The sequence below is a fragment of the Rhizorhabdus wittichii genome, assembly GCF_017607425.1.
Lineage (GTDB): Bacteria > Pseudomonadota > Alphaproteobacteria > Sphingomonadales > Sphingomonadaceae > Rhizorhabdus > Rhizorhabdus wittichii.
The window spans coordinates 79,402-97,145 of the sequence record NZ_CP059319.1 but is presented as its reverse complement, the minus strand read 5'-3'; the positions used below and the strand labels follow the sequence as shown (position 1 = coordinate 97,145).

15 protein-coding genes are annotated in these 17,744 nt (G+C 65.9%); 9 read left to right on the top strand and 6 right to left on the bottom strand.

Annotated elements, in window-relative coordinates; genetic code table 11:
• Positions 1–18: 18 nt before the first annotated feature.
• Together HRJ34_RS00595 and HRJ34_RS00590 are read right to left on the bottom strand one after the other, a co-directional pair.
• Positions 19–825 (bottom strand): SirB1 family protein, encoded by an 807-nt coding sequence (locus HRJ34_RS00595; RefSeq protein ID WP_208633073.1) that lies wholly within the window; start codon positions 823–825, stop codon positions 19–21.
• Positions 822–1,280, bottom strand: coding sequence for an Lrp/AsnC family transcriptional regulator (locus tag HRJ34_RS00590; protein WP_081435132.1), 459 nt, complete (start codon positions 1,278–1,280; stop codon positions 822–824). Before HRJ34_RS00590 ends, HRJ34_RS00595 begins: the two co-directional genes overlap by 4 nt.
• A 168-nt stretch (positions 1,281–1,448) precedes the next feature.
• Here HRJ34_RS00590 and HRJ34_RS00585 point away from each other — a divergent pair, with 168 nt between their 5' ends.
• The 7 genes from HRJ34_RS00585 (at position 1,449) to HRJ34_RS00560 (ending at position 10,758) form a co-directional block, all read left to right on the top strand.
• Positions 1,449–3,791 (top strand): transketolase family protein, encoded by a 2,343-nt coding sequence (locus tag HRJ34_RS00585; RefSeq protein WP_208634298.1) that lies wholly within the window; start codon positions 1,449–1,451, stop codon positions 3,789–3,791.
• A gap of 159 nt (positions 3,792–3,950) precedes the next feature.
• On the top strand, positions 3,951–4,955 hold the full coding sequence (locus HRJ34_RS00580; protein ID WP_016745438.1) for an AraC family transcriptional regulator: 1,005 nt from the start codon (positions 3,951–3,953) through the stop codon (positions 4,953–4,955).
• 264 nt (positions 4,956–5,219) lie between these two features.
• Positions 5,220–6,320 carry an LLM class flavin-dependent oxidoreductase gene (locus HRJ34_RS00575; RefSeq protein ID WP_208633072.1) on the top strand — a complete coding sequence of 367 codons (1,101 nt, stop codon included), beginning with the start codon at positions 5,220–5,222 and terminating at the stop codon, positions 6,318–6,320.
• A gap of 360 nt (positions 6,321–6,680) precedes the next feature.
• Complete coding sequence (locus HRJ34_RS00570) at positions 6,681–8,891, top strand: TonB-dependent receptor (protein ID WP_226948991.1); 2,211 nt, start codon at positions 6,681–6,683, stop codon at positions 8,889–8,891.
• Between the two features lie 21 nt (positions 8,892–8,912).
• On the top strand, positions 8,913–9,038 hold the full coding sequence (locus HRJ34_RS29395) for a hypothetical protein (protein WP_264319413.1): 126 nt from the start codon (positions 8,913–8,915) through the stop codon (positions 9,036–9,038).
• A gap of 89 nt (positions 9,039–9,127) precedes the next feature.
• The gene (locus HRJ34_RS00565) at positions 9,128–10,357 is read left to right on the top strand and encodes a carboxylesterase family protein (protein ID WP_226948990.1); all 1,230 of its coding nucleotides are present in this window, start codon (positions 9,128–9,130) and stop codon (positions 10,355–10,357) included.
• Positions 10,354–10,758 carry a RidA family protein gene (locus HRJ34_RS00560; RefSeq protein WP_208633070.1) on the top strand — a complete coding sequence of 135 codons (405 nt, stop codon included), beginning with the start codon at positions 10,354–10,356 and terminating at the stop codon, positions 10,756–10,758. Before HRJ34_RS00565 ends, HRJ34_RS00560 begins: the two co-directional genes overlap by 4 nt.
• Positions 10,759–10,883: 125 nt before the next feature.
• Here HRJ34_RS00560 and HRJ34_RS00555 read toward each other — a convergent pair whose 3' ends face one another.
• From HRJ34_RS00555 to HRJ34_RS00540, 4 genes are all read right to left on the bottom strand, one after another.
• Positions 10,884–11,186 (bottom strand): hypothetical protein, encoded by a 303-nt coding sequence (locus tag HRJ34_RS00555; RefSeq protein ID WP_208633069.1) that lies wholly within the window; start codon positions 11,184–11,186, stop codon positions 10,884–10,886.
• A 381-nt stretch (positions 11,187–11,567) separates the two neighbouring features.
• On the bottom strand, positions 11,568–11,753 hold the full coding sequence (locus HRJ34_RS00550; RefSeq protein WP_208633068.1) for a hypothetical protein: 186 nt from the start codon (positions 11,751–11,753) through the stop codon (positions 11,568–11,570).
• Positions 11,754–12,172: 419 nt separating this feature from the next.
• Positions 12,173–13,060: an OmpA family protein gene (locus HRJ34_RS00545; RefSeq protein ID WP_029993611.1), complete on the bottom strand. Its 888-nt coding sequence runs from the start codon at positions 13,058–13,060 to the stop codon at positions 12,173–12,175.
• 173 nt (positions 13,061–13,233) lie between these two features.
• Positions 13,234–13,713: an Lrp/AsnC family transcriptional regulator gene (locus HRJ34_RS00540; protein WP_011952017.1), complete on the bottom strand. Its 480-nt coding sequence runs from the start codon at positions 13,711–13,713 to the stop codon at positions 13,234–13,236.
• Positions 13,714–13,799: 86 nt separating this feature from the next.
• On the opposite strand from HRJ34_RS00540, the gene HRJ34_RS00535 reads away from it, so the two are divergent.
• Together HRJ34_RS00535 and HRJ34_RS00530 are read left to right on the top strand one after the other, a co-directional pair.
• Positions 13,800–17,303 (top strand): indolepyruvate ferredoxin oxidoreductase family protein, encoded by a 3,504-nt coding sequence (locus HRJ34_RS00535; protein ID WP_226948989.1) that lies wholly within the window; start codon positions 13,800–13,802, stop codon positions 17,301–17,303.
• A gap of 39 nt (positions 17,304–17,342) precedes the next feature.
• On the top strand, positions 17,343–17,744 hold the full coding sequence (locus HRJ34_RS00530) for a YybH family protein (protein ID WP_208633067.1): 402 nt from the start codon (positions 17,343–17,345) through the stop codon (positions 17,742–17,744).

The following is a 17,744-nucleotide window of genomic DNA, read 5'->3' as shown; positions in this document are numbered from 1 at the left end:
GCCGGGATGACGGGAGTGTCAACGTCCCGACAACGCCTCCAAGGCCTCCAATATCGTCGCGCGGGCGTCGGCGTCGCGCGTGATCTCCAGCATCGCGCTCAGGCTGCCGCGCGCTTCCTCGCCCCGGCCGTCGGAGAGTTGGAGGCGGGCAAGGTCCCACCAGCCCTGCGCGTGGGAGGGCGCGACCTCGACGATGCGCTCGTAGATGGCGATCGCGCGGGCGGCGTCGCCGGCCTGTTCGGCGCGGGTCGCCTGGTTGAGCAGCAGCCGGACGAGCACCAGCCGGTTGGGCAGCGGCGCGACATGCTCGGGCTCGATCCGCGCGGCCGGCCCCAGCGATCGTCGCAGCAGCTTGTCGAGCGTCTCGTCGCCGACCGGCAGACCGTCGTGGAACGGATCGATCAGGATCGGCGAATCGAGCGGCCCGATCCGCACCAGCACGTGCGACGGCGTGTTGAGCGCCTCGGCGATCCAGCCCAGCCGGCGGGCGAGCGCGACGTAGAGGATCGACAGGCTGACCGGCAGGCCGCGCCGCCGGTCGAGCACGCGGATCATGTCGGCGTTGAGCGGCGCGTCATAGCTCGCATGGTCGCCCGCGAAGCCGTAGCGGCCCGCCAACAGCCGGGCCAGCGCGCCGGCCTGTTCCTCGCTGGTCTCCGCGTCGGCGCCCTCGTCGCGCAGTTCGGCTTCGAGCAGGTCGAGCTGATCATGATAGGGCCCGAGGTCGATGCCCGGATGGTCGAGCGCGCTCAGTTCGAGCGCGGCGATGTCGAGTTCGATCTCCTCGTCGTCGAGCAGGCCGAGATAGGCGATGGATGCGATCATGCGTCCGTCTTATCGACCGGGATCGCGGTGCGATAGACGACGGGACGCAGGGCGAAGCTCGAAACCACCTGCGACACGCCGGCGATCCGCGTCAGCTTCTGCCGCAGGAAATCCTCGAACGCGGCGAGCGAGGCGACCAGCACGCGGAGCTGATAGTCGCTCTCCCCCGTCATCAGATAGCATTCCATCACCTCGGGAAAGCGGGCGACCTCCTCTTCGAAGGCGGCAAGGTGGCGATCGTCCTGCCCGTCGAGCCGGACGCGGACGAAGGCCGTCACCGGCAGGCCGAGCGCGGCGGGATCGACCAGCCCGACATAGTTGCTGATCACCCCCGCCTCCTCGAGCTGGCGGACCCGCCGCAGGCAGGGGCTGGGCGACAGCCCGACCCGCGCCGCGAGATCGTGATTGGTGATCCGTCCGTCCGACTGGAGCTCGGCCAATATCCTGCGATCTATCGCATCCAGAGGATAATTTGAAATAATCCGCTCCCATGACAGGCAATGATGACAGTTTATGCCAATTCATCGTCAAACCGCCAGCCAATTCGCAAGGACCGGCGGCGGCCGATCGGCTATCAGGGCCGGACGCCGGACGGACCGGCGTTGTTGCCGGAGACGCCGTCGATGCTGCATGAGGTGAAGCCCCAGGACCCCGCCACCATCGCCGCGATCGAGGCGCTGGAGGTCCGGCTTCGCTGGCTGTCGTCGTGGACGATCCACAATGCCAACCATCTGCGCGAGAGCCGCGACGGCCTCAAGGTCGGCGGGCATCAGGCGAGCTGCGCGTCGATCACCGCGATCATGGCCGCGCTCTACTTCCACGCGCTGCGCCCCAACGACCGGGTGGCGGTCAAGCCGCATGCCGGGCCCGTGCTGCACGCGATCCACTATCTGCTCGGCAACCAGAGCCTCGACCAGCTCCAGCGCTTCCGCGGGCTGGGCGGCGCGCAAAGCTATCCGAGCCGCACCAAGGACAAGATCCCCGTCGACTTCTCGACAGGGTCGGTGGGCCTGGGCGTCGCGATCACCGCCTTCGCCAGTCTGGTGCAGGACTATCTGATCGCGCACCGCAACCTCGCCGAGGCCGACGCCGGCCGGATGATCGCGCTGATGGGCGATGCCGAGCTCGACGAGGGCAACATCTACGAGGCGCTGATCGAGGGCTACAAGCACGACATCCGCAACTGCTGGTGGATCGTCGACTATAACCGCCAGTCGTTGGACGCGACGACCGCCGACCGGATGTTCAACCGGTTCGACGACATCTTCCGCACCTGCGGCTGGCGGGTGCTGACGCTCAAGCACGGCAAGCGCCAGCGCGAGGCGTTCCGCAGGCCGGGCGGCAAGGCGATCGCCGCCTGGATCGACAACTGCCCCAACGCCGATTACGCCGCGCTCACCTATCAGGGCGGGGCGGCCTGGCGCGCGCGGCTGATCGCCGATCTCGCCGCCGACGCCAAGGCGCTCAAGCTGATCGCCGCGTTCGACGACGAGGGGCTGGCGGCGCTGATGACCAATCTGGGCGGCCATTGCATCGAGACGCTGCTCGACGCCTTCGCCCAGGCCGACGACGACAAGCCGACCATGTTCATCGCCTATACGGTGAAGGGCTATGGCCTGCCCTTCGCCGGCCACAAGGACAACCATGCCGGGCTGATGAACCCGACCCAGATCGACGGGCTGCGCCAGAGCCTGGGCATCGACCGGGGCGAGGAATGGGCGCCCTATGGCGGGCTGGGCGACAATAGCGCGACGATGCTGCGCCAGTTCGTCGCCGGATCGCCGCTCGCCCATGGACGCGGCGCGGCGGCGGTCGAACCGGTGCCGGTGCCCGCGACGCTGCCGGTGCCCGAGGGCGCCGAGCAGTCGACCCAGGCCGCCTTCGGCCGCATCCTGCTCGACCTCTCCAAGTCGGGGCATCCTCTGGCCGACCGGATCGTCACCACCTCGCCCGACGTGACGGTGTCGACCAATCTCGGCGCCTTCGTGAACCAGCGCGGGCTGTTCCGGCGGCAGGAGCTCAAGGACGTCTTCCAGGCCGCGAAGATCCCCTCGGCGCAGAAATGGTCGGGCCACGGCGCAGGGCAGCATATCGAGCTGGGCATCGCCGAGCACAACCTGTTCCTGATGCTGGCGGCGCTCGGCCTGTCGGCGCCGACCTTCGGGACGCGGCTGCTGCCGATCGGGACGGTCTACGACCCGTTCATCGCGCGCGGCCTCGATGCGCTCAACTATGGCTGCTACCAGAATGCCCGCTTCCTGCTGGTGGCGACGCCGTCGGGCGTGACGCTGGGGCCGGAGGGCGGCGCGCACCAGTCGATCAATTCGCCGCTGATCGGGATGGGCCAGCCCGGCCTGACCTATTTCGAGCCGGCCTTCGCCGACGAGCTGGCGCTGACGATGCGCTGGGCGTTCGAGCATATGCAGGCCGAGGACGGCGGCTCGGTCTATCTTCGCCTCACCACCCGCGCGATCGAGCAGGTCGAACGCACCGACGACGGGTGGCAGGAAGACGCGCTGAAGGGTGGGTATTGGTTGATGCGACCTGCCCCCGGCGCGGAGGCGGCGATCGTCTTCACCGGCGCGATCGCGCCCGAGGCGATCGCCGCCTGGCACGACCTGAAGGAGGACATTCCCGGGCTCGGCCTGCTCAACGTCACCTCGCCCGACCTGCTGCATCGCGGCTGGTCCGCCCGCCACGCCGCGCGCTGGCAGGGTGGCGACACGGGCCGCGCCCATGTCGAGACGCTGCTGCGCGAGCTGTCGCCGACGGCGGGGCTGGTGACGATCATCGACGGCAGCCCCTCGGCGCTCTCCTGGCTCGGCGGCGTGCGCGGCCAGAAGGTCGGCGCGCTGGGCCTCGACCGGTTCGGCCAGACCGGCGACCTGCCCGACCTCTACCGCACCTATCGCCTCGACAGCGACGCGATCGCCGACGCGGCGGCGGAGCTGTTCCTCGACCGCTGACCGGCGGCCCGCGCAACCCGATGTTCGATTATCCGAAAATCGCGAGAAATCGGCGAACCACTTCCTTTTGCGCTTGCGAAGGCGGAGGCCGCTCTTGTCAGCGATGACAATCTCGTGACTATTTACGGCGTCCGCACTCCTTAGAGGGACTCGACGCCCGTGACATCGGCCCTGAGCTACGCTGGTGCACCATCGCCGCCATATCGCGGCCATCATCCGCTAGCGGGCTTCGCGCCGACGACCTTGCGTTCCAACCGGGTTTTCGAGTCCAACGACGTCGAATATACGCGCGACCAGATCTCCATCATCCTGCAACCCCATCTGCTCTCGCCCAAGGGGCGCTGGCAGGGAACGCAATGCTATGTCGACCACTTCCCCATCGGACGAGTGGGGCTCGGCACGATCCACTTCGGCAACATGCAGGTTCATGTTCCTTCCTATGCCCATTATCTGGTCGCCCTGTGTTTAAGGGGCAGCGCGACGATCCGTGCCGACCGGAAGGAATATTCGATCGGAGGCAGCTCGGCCCATATCATGATCCCCGGCGAGGAGATGCTCGGCACATTCTCGTCCGACTGCGAACAATTCTTCGTCCGGATCAGCACGGAAGCGGTGCGCGCGCATACGGGCTTTCGCCATCTGGTCTTCCAAAAGGAACTGGACCTCACCTCGCCGGCCGTGATGCCGTGGCTGCAGCAGGTCGCATTGATCGCAGCCAATCCGCGCATGGCGCAGATGATCAGCAATCACCCCCTCCTCAGCAGCGACTATGAACGCCTGTTGCTCAACCTGCTGTTGGCCGGGCAAAGCCATTGCGAGCGGAACGATGCCCCCGGCCAGATCGCACCGGCCAGCGTACGCCGGGCGGAGGCCTATATTCACGCCAATGCCGGCGACCCCATCAGCCTGTCCGACATCGCCGTCGCCGCCGGCGTCCCTGCCAGGACCCTGCTGGATAGCTTCAAGCATTTCCGCCAGACCAGCCCGATCCGCTATCTGAAGGACGTCCGGCTGGACAATGCCAGGGAGAGGCTGCGGCACCGCGGGGCGGATACGATCGCGGAAGTCGCGCTGGAAGCCGGCTTCGCGCATCTGGGCCGATTTGCCGCCGACTATTTCAAGCGATTTGGCGAATTGCCGTCGGACACCCAACGCAGGCGCTAGAGCCTGATCGCCTGAGGTGGAAGCGCTTCGCGCTTCGGCCGATGACGTGAATCAGGCCCTCTTCAAATAGGTGAGACGGCGATCGGCCAGCCATTGCGCACGGCGACGCACGGCTCGGCAGCCGACCTCGAACCCATCAAAATAGTCTGCAATTTCTGGCTATGACGGCCGGCGGCTGCTCGAAGTGGATTTAGACTCTGCGCCGGGCACGCCAATCTATCCGAGACAGAAAGGTCAAACCCCCTCTACTCGGATAGGGATCATATGAAGAAAAACATAGAGGTTGGAGTATTCATTCCAACGGTTCGGAGCGGCTGGGTTCATTCATCCAATGTTCCCTACAGCCCCGGCTCCTTCAAGCACGCGCTGCTGGTCACGCAACTTGCCGAATTCCTGGGCTTCGACTTTGTCCTCAGCCCTCAGAACTGGCGCGGAGCGCAGGGGCCGTCCCGCTTTTGGGGGGACACCGTCGAATCGCTGACGACGACGGCCGCGTTGCTGCAAGCGACGGATCGGATCAAGGTTTGGGGCACGACCCACGCCAATGTGTATCCGCCCGCCGCGATCGCCAAGATGGTCGCGACCCTGTCCGAAATCGGCAACGGCCGCGTCGGGATGAATGTCGTCACCGGCGGCCACCGATCGAGCTTCGAGCCGCTGGGGCTCTGGGACGACAGCCTCTCCCATGATGAACGCTACGACTATGCGGAGGAGTGGCTTCAGGTCATCAAGAAATTGTGGACCGACGAGCGGGTGACGCACGAGGGGAAGTTCTTCCAGCTCAACGACGCGATCTTGAGTCCACGCCCGCGAAGCATGCCCACCTTGGTCAATGCCGGCGCTTCGGGGAGAGGATTGCGCTTCGCGGTGTCGAGCTGCGACGTCGCCTTTCTCCTGGGCGGCGGCGAGGCGGGCTACATCGAATCGGCGAAGCAGGCGAAGCAAATAGCCAAGGAGCTGAACAAGCCCGATTTCAAGGTCTATGGACTGGTCACGCTCGTCCCCGGCGACAGCGATCGTGACGCCCAAGCCCTGATGGACCATCTCGAGGAAGGCGTCGATCTCGCCGGCCTTGAAGACCTCGCGCGCGGCTATGAGAAAAACACCAAGGGCGTCAAGCAACTCAGCAGCTCTTCGCTTGCCCCATTGGGAGGACCAAAATACAAATCGGTCATGCCCGGGACGTTCATCGGCTCATATGAGAGCCTGGCCACCCAGCTATCCCAACAGATCATTAAAGCCGATCTGGACGGCCTGCTCGTCATAGTCCCGGATTACATAAACAATCTGAAGGAGGTGGCCATGAGAACCTTCCCCCTCCTGGAAGAGCACAATATATATTGCAATGTCGGCGCTGGTTTGTAGGGACCCCGGCCTCCTCCCCCAAGGGCAGGAGGCCGCGCCTGCCGACGCCGTCTCACGGGTTCACCGATATCGCCCGGTCTACATGAAAGCTGCGCGAATTGGATAGACGGCATCGCGGCCGCGATAATCGAGTTGGCTGCGCGCGAAGTCCACGACTTTAATGCGCCGTTGGCCGGACTGCTTAATGCGATGCCTGCCACCAGGTGCGCGCCGCGACGAGCAATAGATAAATGATATCGGCGACCGGAATGAGGGGTCTGGAAGTTGAATAGCTCAGGGAGAAAAGCAGTGACACATCGACTCCGTTCGAAAAAGGCCACGTCGAAGTTGCTTGTCTTGTTGGGAGCATCTTGCGCGTCATTGGCCCATGGACAGACGACCGCCACGCCCGCCGACGTGTCGACGGCCGAGGTCGAGGGCACGGAGATCGTCGTCACCGCCAACAAGCGCGAGCAGCGGATCACCGACGTCGGCCTGACGATCACCGCCTATTCCGGAAACACGCTGAAGACGCAGCAGATCGACTCTCTGGCGGAGATCGCGCAGATCGTACCCGGCCTGTCCTACACGCCGTCGCAGACCGCGACCCCCGTCTACACGCTGCGCGGGGTCGGCTTCTACGAGTCTTCCCTGGCGAATTATCCGACCACCAGCGTCTACGTCGATCAGGTTCCCCTGCCATTTCCGGTCCTGACCACCCACGCCGCCTATGATCTGGAGCGCGTCGAGGTGCTGAAGGGGCCTCAGGGAACGCTGTTCGGCCAGAATTCGACCGGGGGCGCCATCAATTTCATCCCGGCGAAACCCACCGCGACGTTCGCCACGGGCGGAGACATCAGCTACAGCCGCTTCAATCGCATCGATGCGAACGGCTATGTCAGCGGGCCGATCGCCGAGGGGCTGAAAGGCCGCCTATCCTTCAACGCCGCGCATGCCGACGACTGGCAGAAAAGCTATCTTCGCAACGACGAGCTCGGCGAGGTCGAATATTATGCCGGGCGACTGTTGCTCGACTGGACGCCGTCCGACCGGCTCACGCTCAATCTCAACGTCAATGCCTGGCAGGACAAGAGCGATCCTCAGGCACCCCAGTTCTTCGGCCTTCAGAGCCAGGCGCCGGCCACCTTGCCGCCGCTGATCGCCGCGCAGCCCTTCACGCCGCACGATGCCCGCCTGGCCGAATGGACGCCGGGCGCCAATCGCCCGCGCGCCAATAACCGGTTCGCGCAGGCCGCGCTGCGCTTCGATTGGGAATTTGCCGACGACATCATCTTCACCGGCATATCCAGCTATATGCACTACAAGCATTTTCAGGTCGTCGACCAGGACGGCACGGAATTGCGCGATTCCGACGTGGCCGAAGACAGCGGAACGATAAAATCCTTCAGCCAGGAGCTTCGCATCGCCAATGCGGAATCCAGCTCGCTTCGCTGGGTGCTGGGCGCCAATTACGAGCGCAGCACGGTCAACGAATATGCGCGCTACGACTTCCCCGATGAAAGCACCTCCGCACTGTTCGGCTTCACCGGCGATCAGAATACGTCCGACCAGAAGCTGCGCAACTACGCCCTGTTCGGGAATGCCGAATATGACATCTCGCCCGGGCTGACGATCAAGGCCGGCGCCCGTTATACCAAGGCGAAGCGCAGGGCCGTTCAGTGCACCTTCGACAATGGCGACGGCACATTTGCGCGGGCGATCGACACCGTCGTGCAGCTCATCCATCTCGGCATCATTCCGGTGCCGGGCTTCACGCCCTCGGGCGTCGTTCCGCCCTCGGTGGGATCGGGCTGCACGGCGCTCGACAATCTCACCAATGACGGCACGCCCGCCACCTACCTGCCCGGCGCCTACAAGCGCTCCCTGAACGAGGACAACCTCTCCTGGCGGGTGGGGCTGGATTACAAGGTCACGCCCGACCTCCTGCTCTACGCGAACATATCGAGAGGCTATAAGGCAGGAAGCATGCCGATATCGTCGGCAGCGACGTTCGAGAACTATATCGAAGTCAAACAGGAATCGCTGCTCGCCTATGAGGCCGGCTATAAATTCACCAGCGATGGCGGACGTTTCCGGTTGAACGGCGCGGCCTTCTATTACGACTACAAGGACAAGCAGATCCGCGGGGCGATCGTCGATCCGGTCTTCGGGAATCTCCAGGCGCTGGACAATATCCCCAAGTCGCGGATCTACGGCGCCGAAGCGGAGGTCAGCTTCATACCGCTCGACGGGCTCACGCTCGGTGGGTCCGCCACCTATATAAACAGCAAGATCACCGAATATGTGAACTTCAGCGCATCCAACCAGGTCACGGATTTTGCCGGGTCGAGAATTCCGTTCACCCCCAAATGGTCGGGTTCCTTCACGGCCGACTATCGCTGGCACGTCGGATCCATTTCACCGTTCATCGGCGCGTCCCTTTCGGCGCGATCGGGCACGATCGCCAATATCGGCGGCGACCGGGGCTACGTCCCGCCGCCCGGCGCCGTCCGGCAGGAGGTGCCGCTCGGACGGACCTTCGACATCGACGGCTATCTGCTGGTCGACCTGCGCGCCGGCATCGCGGGCTAAAACGATCAATGGCGGGTCACGGTGTTCGGCAAGAACGTGTTCGACAAATATTATATCCTGAACACCTACAAGGACTTCGACACGGTCAACCGTCTGACGGGAATGCCGGCCACCTACGGCGTCACCGTGTCGTTCAACTTTCGCTAGTCGCGTCAACGCACATCCGCCGGCTCGCAACGCCGGCGGATGTGCGGGCGTGACGCGCCGACAATGTTCTCATGCGGAGGAGGCCAGGTTTGGATACGGCAAGTCGCTGCTTTCGCGGCATTCGCTACGCAACAGCCGATCGATTTCAGCCGGCCGAGCTTCTCGGGTTCGAAGGGTTGGACGGGGATCGCGGGCGCGGACCCGTATCGCCGCAAGACCCGTCCCGCCTCGACATGATCATGGGGCCGGCCGCCCAGCTCGCCCAGAGCGAACATTGTCAGGTCCTGTCCGTCTTCACGCCGTCGCTCGACGGGCGACGTCCGGTGATGGTCTGGCTTCACGGCGGGGCCTTCGTCTCCGGTGGCGGCGAATTGCCATGGTATGATGCCGCCCGCCTTTCCGCCGAACAGGACGTCGTCGTCGTCACGGTCACCTACCGCCTGGGCGCCTTCGGCTTCCTCCAGTTCGCGGACACGGCCGGCCCCAGTCCCGGCACGAGCGACCAGGTCGCCGCGCTGCAATGGGTCCATCGCCATATCGGACAGTTCGGCGGCGACCCCGACAATGTGACGCTGTTCGGGCACTCCGCCGGCGGAGCCTCGATCGAAGCGATCCTGCAATGGGGTCACGCATCGCTCGTCCGCCGCGCGATCCTGCAGAGCGGCAATGCCCGCACGCACAGGCGCACGCGCGAGGAAGCCGACAAAGTGGCGCAGATGTTCGTCGGCCTGGCCGGCACCGACCCGCGCCTGCTGGCCGAGGACGAGATATTGCCGATCCAGCGTGAACTTTCCCGTGGGCGCCATTTTGCCTTCGACTGGTGGCCGACGTCGCCCGACGTGCCCGCCGAATTCGCGGTCGACCTCATGGCCGGCTGGACCCGGGACGACGGCCTGCCCTTCCTGATGCTCGCCGATCAGGCGCGCCCGGGACCGGACACGCTCTCATCCTATTCGGATCGTATCGGCCCGGCGAACGCCATGTTCAGCGTCGGCAGCCATGCCGCGGCGCAGGCCGCCGTCGCGGCGGGCCGACGGGCCTGGCTCTATCGCTTCGACTGGGAAGCACCGGCCTCCCATCTGGGCGCCCCGCACTGCATCGAGTTGCCCTTCCTGCTGGGTGAACCCGAAGCATGGGCCGCGGCGCCGATGCTGGCCGGGGCATCCTGGCATGAGATCGACTCGCTGGGGGCAGGCCTTCGCGCCGCGTGGGCATCCTTCGCGCGAGGCGATGGCCCCGGGGACGCCTGGCGAGCCTGTTCCGATGCCGATCAACCGCTCAACATCCTGCCGATGCGGGATAAAGGGAGAAACCCATGAAGCCGCCCATCACGCCGATCCCCCTCCACTGGGATTGGGAACGAGACATCCCGCCCGCGCCGGGCCTGGTCGTCGGCCAGATGATCTATCTGTCCGGCCAGTGCGCCTTCGATCCCGGCGGCAAGGTCGTGGCGCCCCGCGACATGATCGCCCAGGCCGATCGATGCTTCGCGAACATCCAGGACATCCTGGGCCGCGTCGGCGCCTCGATGACCGACATCGTGAAGCTCACCACCTATTTCACCGAACCGCTCTCGAGGGAGCGGGCAGAGCAATATTGGGACGTCCGCCGTCGATATTTCGGCGATTACCGCCCCGCGAGCACGGGCGTGCAGGTCGCTTCGCTCATATTGCCCGAGCTTGTGGTGGAGATCGAGGCGATCGCCTGTCTGCCCGGGTAAGGGGAATGGCTGGGTGATGCGTTGGCGTGGCGCCGGTGGTTGGTGCAGCGCCGCCAGGATCACGATCACCGCCCTTCAATCCGATCGGGTGCAAAGCGTCCGAAAGGAGGAGGCGGTCCCGCCGATCAGATCCCACCGGTGTAGAAAATGATGTACGGGAAGAAAGCGAGCAACGCGATTATCGCTGCCGTCAGTTGGAAACCTGCCCAACGCTTGCCAGAAGCGCAGATTATCGTGACGATCAGAAGCAACATCGTCATCTTCGTCGGAAAGCCAAGGTAATAAGCGAGCTGGCCGGCGTTGGGGAGACCGGGAACCCGTCTATTGGCCGCCTCGGATGCGAGGCTGCTTCCGAGGAGGTATAGCCCGCCCCAAACGAACAGGGCGAACCCCATCGCGATGTTGGCCACGTTCAATCGTTCGCGCATGCCTATATCTTGCACCGGCTATCAATATTCACAACTGGCGCTATCTGCCGTTCGCTCCAATTCGGTGCAGATGTCCGAAACGGGTGGATTGCAGTCGTTGATCCGGCCAATATGCATCGATGGACGATCTTTTCGCTCTTAAATTGGCGATCGAGGCCGCACACGCCTTTCATCGTGGCGAACACAGTCCGCTTCAAACCGCACGTACGATGGTCGGCATCGTCAATCCCTAGCGATCTTGGTGGCACCGGCTGAGCGGCGTATTTAGTATAGTGTCCCCGAAACTTCACGGTGCAGGCCGAAGGAAATGCCTCCACCCCATCCGGCCCGATCGCGGCGCAGGTCGAAGCGGGCATTCTCTGCAAATCATATATTTAAACACTACTCACCTTCGCCGCGAAAAAGAGCATCGACATCTTCGGGTCGCATCCGCTTTAGTTTTTCGTCAAGTTTGCGATCATATCCGCGATCGTTCGGCTCGACACCTTTTTGAGCCTTTCGCCCGATCTGCCGCAGATAATGGGCAGCCGCTTCGGTCAGGCGTCGCTTCTTCTCACGGGCTTTCATGAAAAGAGATTATCGCGAGAATAAATGTCCGCAAGGAGGTTGCTGTCTGCCGTTCCATCTAACGCAGCGCATGTCGCTTCTCTAGCCCGGAAGGAAGAAATGAATATTAGGAGCCGCATCCGCCGAAGTACCAACACTCGCAAGCGCCCCAGCCTATAAATAAGCCAAACGTGACAACCCAACCAAGCATACACTTTCAGCCGCTGGAACGCCTCCGCTGCACCTGATAGAAGCCCAATCACGGCAAGAGCGCTGTCATCGCAGCGGCGGGAAATACTCCCTACCGATGCATCGGAGCTATCGTGTTCAATCTCCAGCGGTCAGGCGTCCAAAAGGTCATCGTGACGGTCGATGGGAAGCCGTTACCGAAGGCACCATGATCTTAAGACGGCGGGGCGGGCGAACCCGCCCCGCATGGATCAGAGATTGTCGAGGCTCTTGCTGACCAGGATGTTCACCGCGACGCGGCGGTTCTGGGCCTTGCCTTCGGGGGTATCGTTGCTCGCCGCCGGGTCGGCCTTGGCCATGCCGGTCGGGGTCAGCATGCGATAGGGCTTCCAGCCGCAGGCCTGCTGCAGATAGTTGATGACGCGGTTGGCGCGCTTCTCGCTAAGTTCCTGGTTGAAATCGTCGCTGCCGGTCGAATCGGTATAGCCGACCACCAGCATCAGCGCGTTCTCGGTCGCCTCGGCCGTGCTCGCCGTGCTGCAGAGATGGGCCTTGTCCTCCGCGGAGAGTTCCGTCTTGCCGGTATCGAAGTGCACGTTGGTCGTGCTCTTGATGTTGTACTTGTCGATATCGCCGAGGGCGCCGCGCAGCGATTCGGTCGCCGCGGTCTGCTCCTCGAAGCGCTGGTCGGTCGCGTTGCGGATCATCGTCGCGGTCTTGAGGTCGCTGTTGCGGAAATTGACCTGGCTCGCCACCAGCGCGCTATACTGGCCCTCGGCCGGCTGCAGCGTCTTGACCGTGACCGGCAACCCGTTGAGCAGCGCGTCGGCGGTCAGCTTGCCGCGATTGCTGCCGAACAGGCCCGCGGCGGACGTGATCCGCGTGGCATCGCTGATGCCGATGATCGTGCTGGTGCCGTCGGCGGCCGTGACCTTGATCCGGTTGCCGGTGCGGGCGGAGATGACGCCCTTGATTTCGGGCCCCTTGGTCATCGTCGACGGATCGGGAATGGGCACGCCTTCCACGACGATGTTGGGATCGTTCAGATTCTGCTGCTGCGCCGGCAGGCTTCCCGCAGCGGACACCGCCAGCATCGCCAGCAGGAAGCGGATTTTCGGGCTCTTGGAAATAACACGCATCGTGCGACTCCTTATATCCTCCCCCCCATTTTCCTCCCCCAGAGCTCCTGCCTGTTCAGATCGACCTGTCTGCCAGATGAACGCCGACGGCCGGCCCATCGGCCGAGCCGGTGATTTGAGCGCGGCGTGCGACGAACCGATGCGAGAGGCGCGCGCGAGCGCGATCCGCCCCGCTACACGGCCGCCCGGACGATCGGCGCCGGGCGGTTGATGAAGGATTTGAGCGCGAAACTGCTCTGGATGTGCGCGACGCCCGGAATCCGGGTGAGGTCGTCGAGCAGGTGGCGATAATGGTCGAGGTCGCGGACGACGGCGCGGAGCAGATAATCGGCGCCACCGGTCATCAGGAAGCCGCTCATGATCTCGGGCAGCGCGCTCACCCGTTCCTCGAAGCTCTCCAATATGTCGCGCACCTGCCGTTCGAGCGTGACCGAGATGAACACGATCATCGCGCCGGCCAGCCGCCGCTCGTCGAGCCCCGCGAAATAGCCGGTGATGTAGCCCGCCTCCTCGAGCAGGCGAACGCGCCGCAGGGTCGGCGTCAGCGACAGGCCGATCTCGGCCGCCAGGTCCCGCCAGGTGATGCGCCCGTCCTCGGTCAGCCGCCGCAGGATGCGGACATCATAGGAGTCGAGCGAGCCATCCGCGTTCATATGCACCACCAATCAGGATAATCATGGTGATATGAACCAATATCACCGCATCGCAAAGCTCAGATTGGTGACCTTTCCTAGAGGGCTTGGACTATTCTTCGCGCGGGAGGATCGCCATGCACCACGACCGGATCGTCAGCCTCGACAGCATCTACGGCGCCGAGGAGGGACCGAGCTTCATGACCGGCATCCAGGCGCTGGTGCGGCTGCCGATGATGCAGCGGCGGCTCGATCGCCGGAACGGGCTGAACACCGCCGGGCTCGTTACCGGCTATCGCGGCTCGCCGCTCGGCGCCTATGACCAGCAGCTCTGGAAGGCCTCCAAATATCTCGACGCGCACGACATCGTCTTCCAACCGGGATTGAACGAGGACCTCGCCGCGACCGCGCTGTGGGGCGCGCAGATGCACAGAGCGTTCGGCAGGACCCGCGCCGACGGCGTGTTCGGCATCTGGTACGGCAAGGGCAACGGCGTCGACCGCACCGGCGATGTGTTCCGCAACGCCAATGTGCTGGGCACCTCCCCGCTCGGCGGGGTGCTGGCGATCGGCGGCGACGACCATGCCGCCCAGTCGTCGATGTTCCCGCACCAGACCGACGGCATCTTCCAGTCGGTGATGATGCCGGTGATCCAGCCCGCGACGGTCGGCGAGATCTTGTCGCTCGGCCTCGCCGGCTTCGCGCTGTCGCGTTTCTCCGGCCTGTGGGTGGCGATGAAGACGATCGCCGAGGTGGTCGAGAGCGCCGCCTCGTTCGAGCTGCCCGACAGCTATCCGCGCTTCATTTCCCCGGCGGAGGCGGTCCCCGCGCACGGGCTCAACTGGGACCCGCGCGTCGCCTGGCCGGCGCAGCGCACCGAGCTCGAACGGCGCATGATCGAGGAGCGGCTGCCCGCGGTCACCGCCTGGGCGCGCGCCAACGGGATCGACCGGCCGGTGCTCCAGGGCGGCGGGCGGCGGCTGTGCGTCGTCACCGTCGGCAAGGCGCACCAGGACGTGATGCAGGCGCTCGCCAATCTCGGTATCGACGAAGGCGGCGCGCGGGCGATCGGCCTGTCGGTCTACAAGGTAGCGATGAGCTGGCCGCTCGACAGCGCGAGCCTGCTCGCCTTCGCCGACGGCTTCGAGGAGATACTGGTCGTCGAGGAGAAGCGTCCGGTCGTCGAGGAACAGGTCAAGGTCGCGCTGTTCAACCGCAACGGCGCCCGGCCGCGCGTCACCGGCAAGACCGACGCCGAGGGCCGCGCCCTGCTGCCGCAGACGCTGGAGTTCGACCCGCTGATGGTCGCGCGGGCGATCGTCGGCCGGCTGCCGGGCACCGCCGATCTCGCCGCGCGGCTGGCGGCGATCGAGGCGCGCGTGCCGACGGGCGAGGTCGTCCCCTTCCCCGCGCGCAAGCCCTTCTTCTGCTCGGGCTGCCCGCACAACAGCTCGACGAAAACGCCCGAGGGGTCGATCGCGGGCGGCGGCATCGGCTGCCACGTCATGGCGGTGTCGCAACCCAAGCTCAAGACCGCGACCTTCAGCCAGATGGGCGGCGAGGGCCTGCAATGGGTCGGCGCCGCGCCCTTCTCCGAGACCGGCCATATCTTCCAGAATCTGGGCGACGGCACCTATCAGCATTCGGGGCTGCTCGCGATCCGCGCGGCGGTGGCGGCGAAGGCCAACATCACCTTCAAGATCCTCTACAACGACGCGGTGGCGATGACCGGCGGCCAGCCGGCCGAGGGCGCGATCGACCCCGCCAGGATCAGCCGCCAGCTCGCCGCCGAGGGCGTCGGTCAAATCCACCTGGTCAGCGACGATCCCGACCGCTGGCGCGCCGCGCCCGACCTGGCCGAGGGCGTGACGATCGCGCATCGCGACGATCTCGACCGGGTGCAGCGCCGGCTGCGCAAGGTGCCCGGCGTCACCGCGATCATCTACGAACAGACCTGCGCCGCCGAGAAGCGCCGCCGCCGCAAGCGCGGCGAATTCCCCGATCCCGACAAGCGCATCTTCATCAACCCGCGCGTCTGCGAGGGCTGCGGCGACTGCTCGGTCCAGTCGAACTGCATCGCGGTCGAGCCGCTGGAGACCGGTTTCGGCCGCAAGCGGCGGATCAACCAGTCGAGCTGCAACAAGGATTTCTCCTGCATCAAGGGCTTCTGCCCGAGCTTCGTCGAGGTCGAGGGCGCGGTGCTGCGCAAGCCCGACGGCGATCGGCTGAAGGCGTTCGAGGCGAGCCGCTTCGCCGCGCTGCCGGAGCCCGAGCGCCCCGCGCGGGACGGCGTCGCCAACATCTATATCGCCGGGATCGGCGGGCTGGGCGTGCTGACGATCGGCGCACTGCTCGGCACCGCCGCCCATCTCGACGGGCGCGGCGCGACCGTGCTCGACTTCACCGGACTCGCCCAGAAGAACGGCGCGGTGGTCAGCCAGGTGCGGATCGCGCCGCCGGGGGTGCCGATCCACGCCGTCCGCATCGGCGCGGGCGAGATCGACGTGCTGCTGGGCACCGACATGGTGGTCGCAGCCGGGCAGGACGTGCTGCGCCGGATCGCCGCCGACCGATCGGTGCTCGTCCTCAACGACGACGAGACGCCGACCGCCGACGTCGTCACCGACCGCGACTTCGCGCTGCCGGGCGCGGCGATGGCCGACACGCTCACGCGCCGCGCCCGGGCCGCGCATCGCCTGCGCGCGACGAGCATCGCCGAGGGACTGTTCGGCAACAATGTCGCCGCCAACACGCTGCTGCTCGGCCATGCGTGGCAGAAGGGGCTGATCCCGCTCGACGCCGAGGCGGTGCGCGGCGCGATCCGGGCAAACGGCGCGGCGGTGTCGCTCAACCTGCGCGCGTTCGACTGGGGCCGGCTCGCCGCGATCGACCTCGCGCTGGTCGAGGAGATGGCGGGGCTCGCCGCCCCCGCGCCGCAGACCGAGACGATCGACGCGCTGGCCGCGCGCCTCGCGGCCGAGCTGACCGCCTATCAGGACGCCCGCTATGCGGCGCGCTTCGCCGCGCTGGTCGCCGCCGCGCGCCGCGCCGCCGCCGGGCTCGGCCGGGAGGGCGAGGATTTCGCCGAGGCGGTCGCCCGCAACGCCTACAGGCTGATGGCGTACAAGGACGAATATGAGGTCGCGCGGCTCCATGCCGATCCGGCGTTCGCGGCGACGCTGGGCGAGCAATTCTCGGACCGCAGGCGCCTGTCGGTCTATCTGGCGCCGCCGCTGCTGTCGCGGATCGACCCGGCGACCGGCCGGCCGCGCAAGCGCCGGTTCGGGCCGTGGATCTTCACCGCCTTCCGCCTGCTCGCCCGGATGAAGGGGCTGCGCGGAAGCTGGGCCGATCCATTCGGCCATAGCCATGAACGCCGGACCGAGCGGCGGCTGATCGAGGACTATGTCGCGCTGGTCGGCGAACTTGCGGCGGACCTGTCGCCGACGACGCTGCCGATCGCCACCGAGCTCGCCCGCCTGCCCGACGCGATCCGCGGCTACGGCCCGGTCAAGGCGGCGGCGATCGCCGAGGCCGAGGCGCGCAAGGCGACGCTGCTGGAAGCGCTGACCGAGAGCCGCCGCCCGCCGGAGGCAAGGGCCGCCGCCTGAGCCTTGCCGGGTGCGGCATGGCCGATTAGGGCATCGCCCGTGATCATCGCCGCCGCCCCCGCCGAAACCGCCATCCGCCGCGCGCGCGAGCAGTCGAACCGGCGCATCGCGGCGCATGACGCGGACGGCGCGGTCGCGATGATGGCCGACGCGGTGCTGGTGATCCCGAGCGGCGGTGGCCCGATCAGCGGGCGGGCAGCGGTGCGCGCCGCCTTCGCGGCCGGCTTCGCCGATCCCGATTTCCTGACTTATGAACGGCTGCCCGACCGGATCGAAGTGACCGCCGACGGCAGCGGCGCGACCGAGACCGGCCGGTGGCGGGGCCTGTGGAAGCCCCGCAGCGGCCAGCCCGCGCTGTCGGGCCACTATGTGGCGCGCTGGCGGCAGGACGGCGGGCGCTGGATCACCCTGTCCGAAATCTTCGAACCCGAGCAGGCCTGA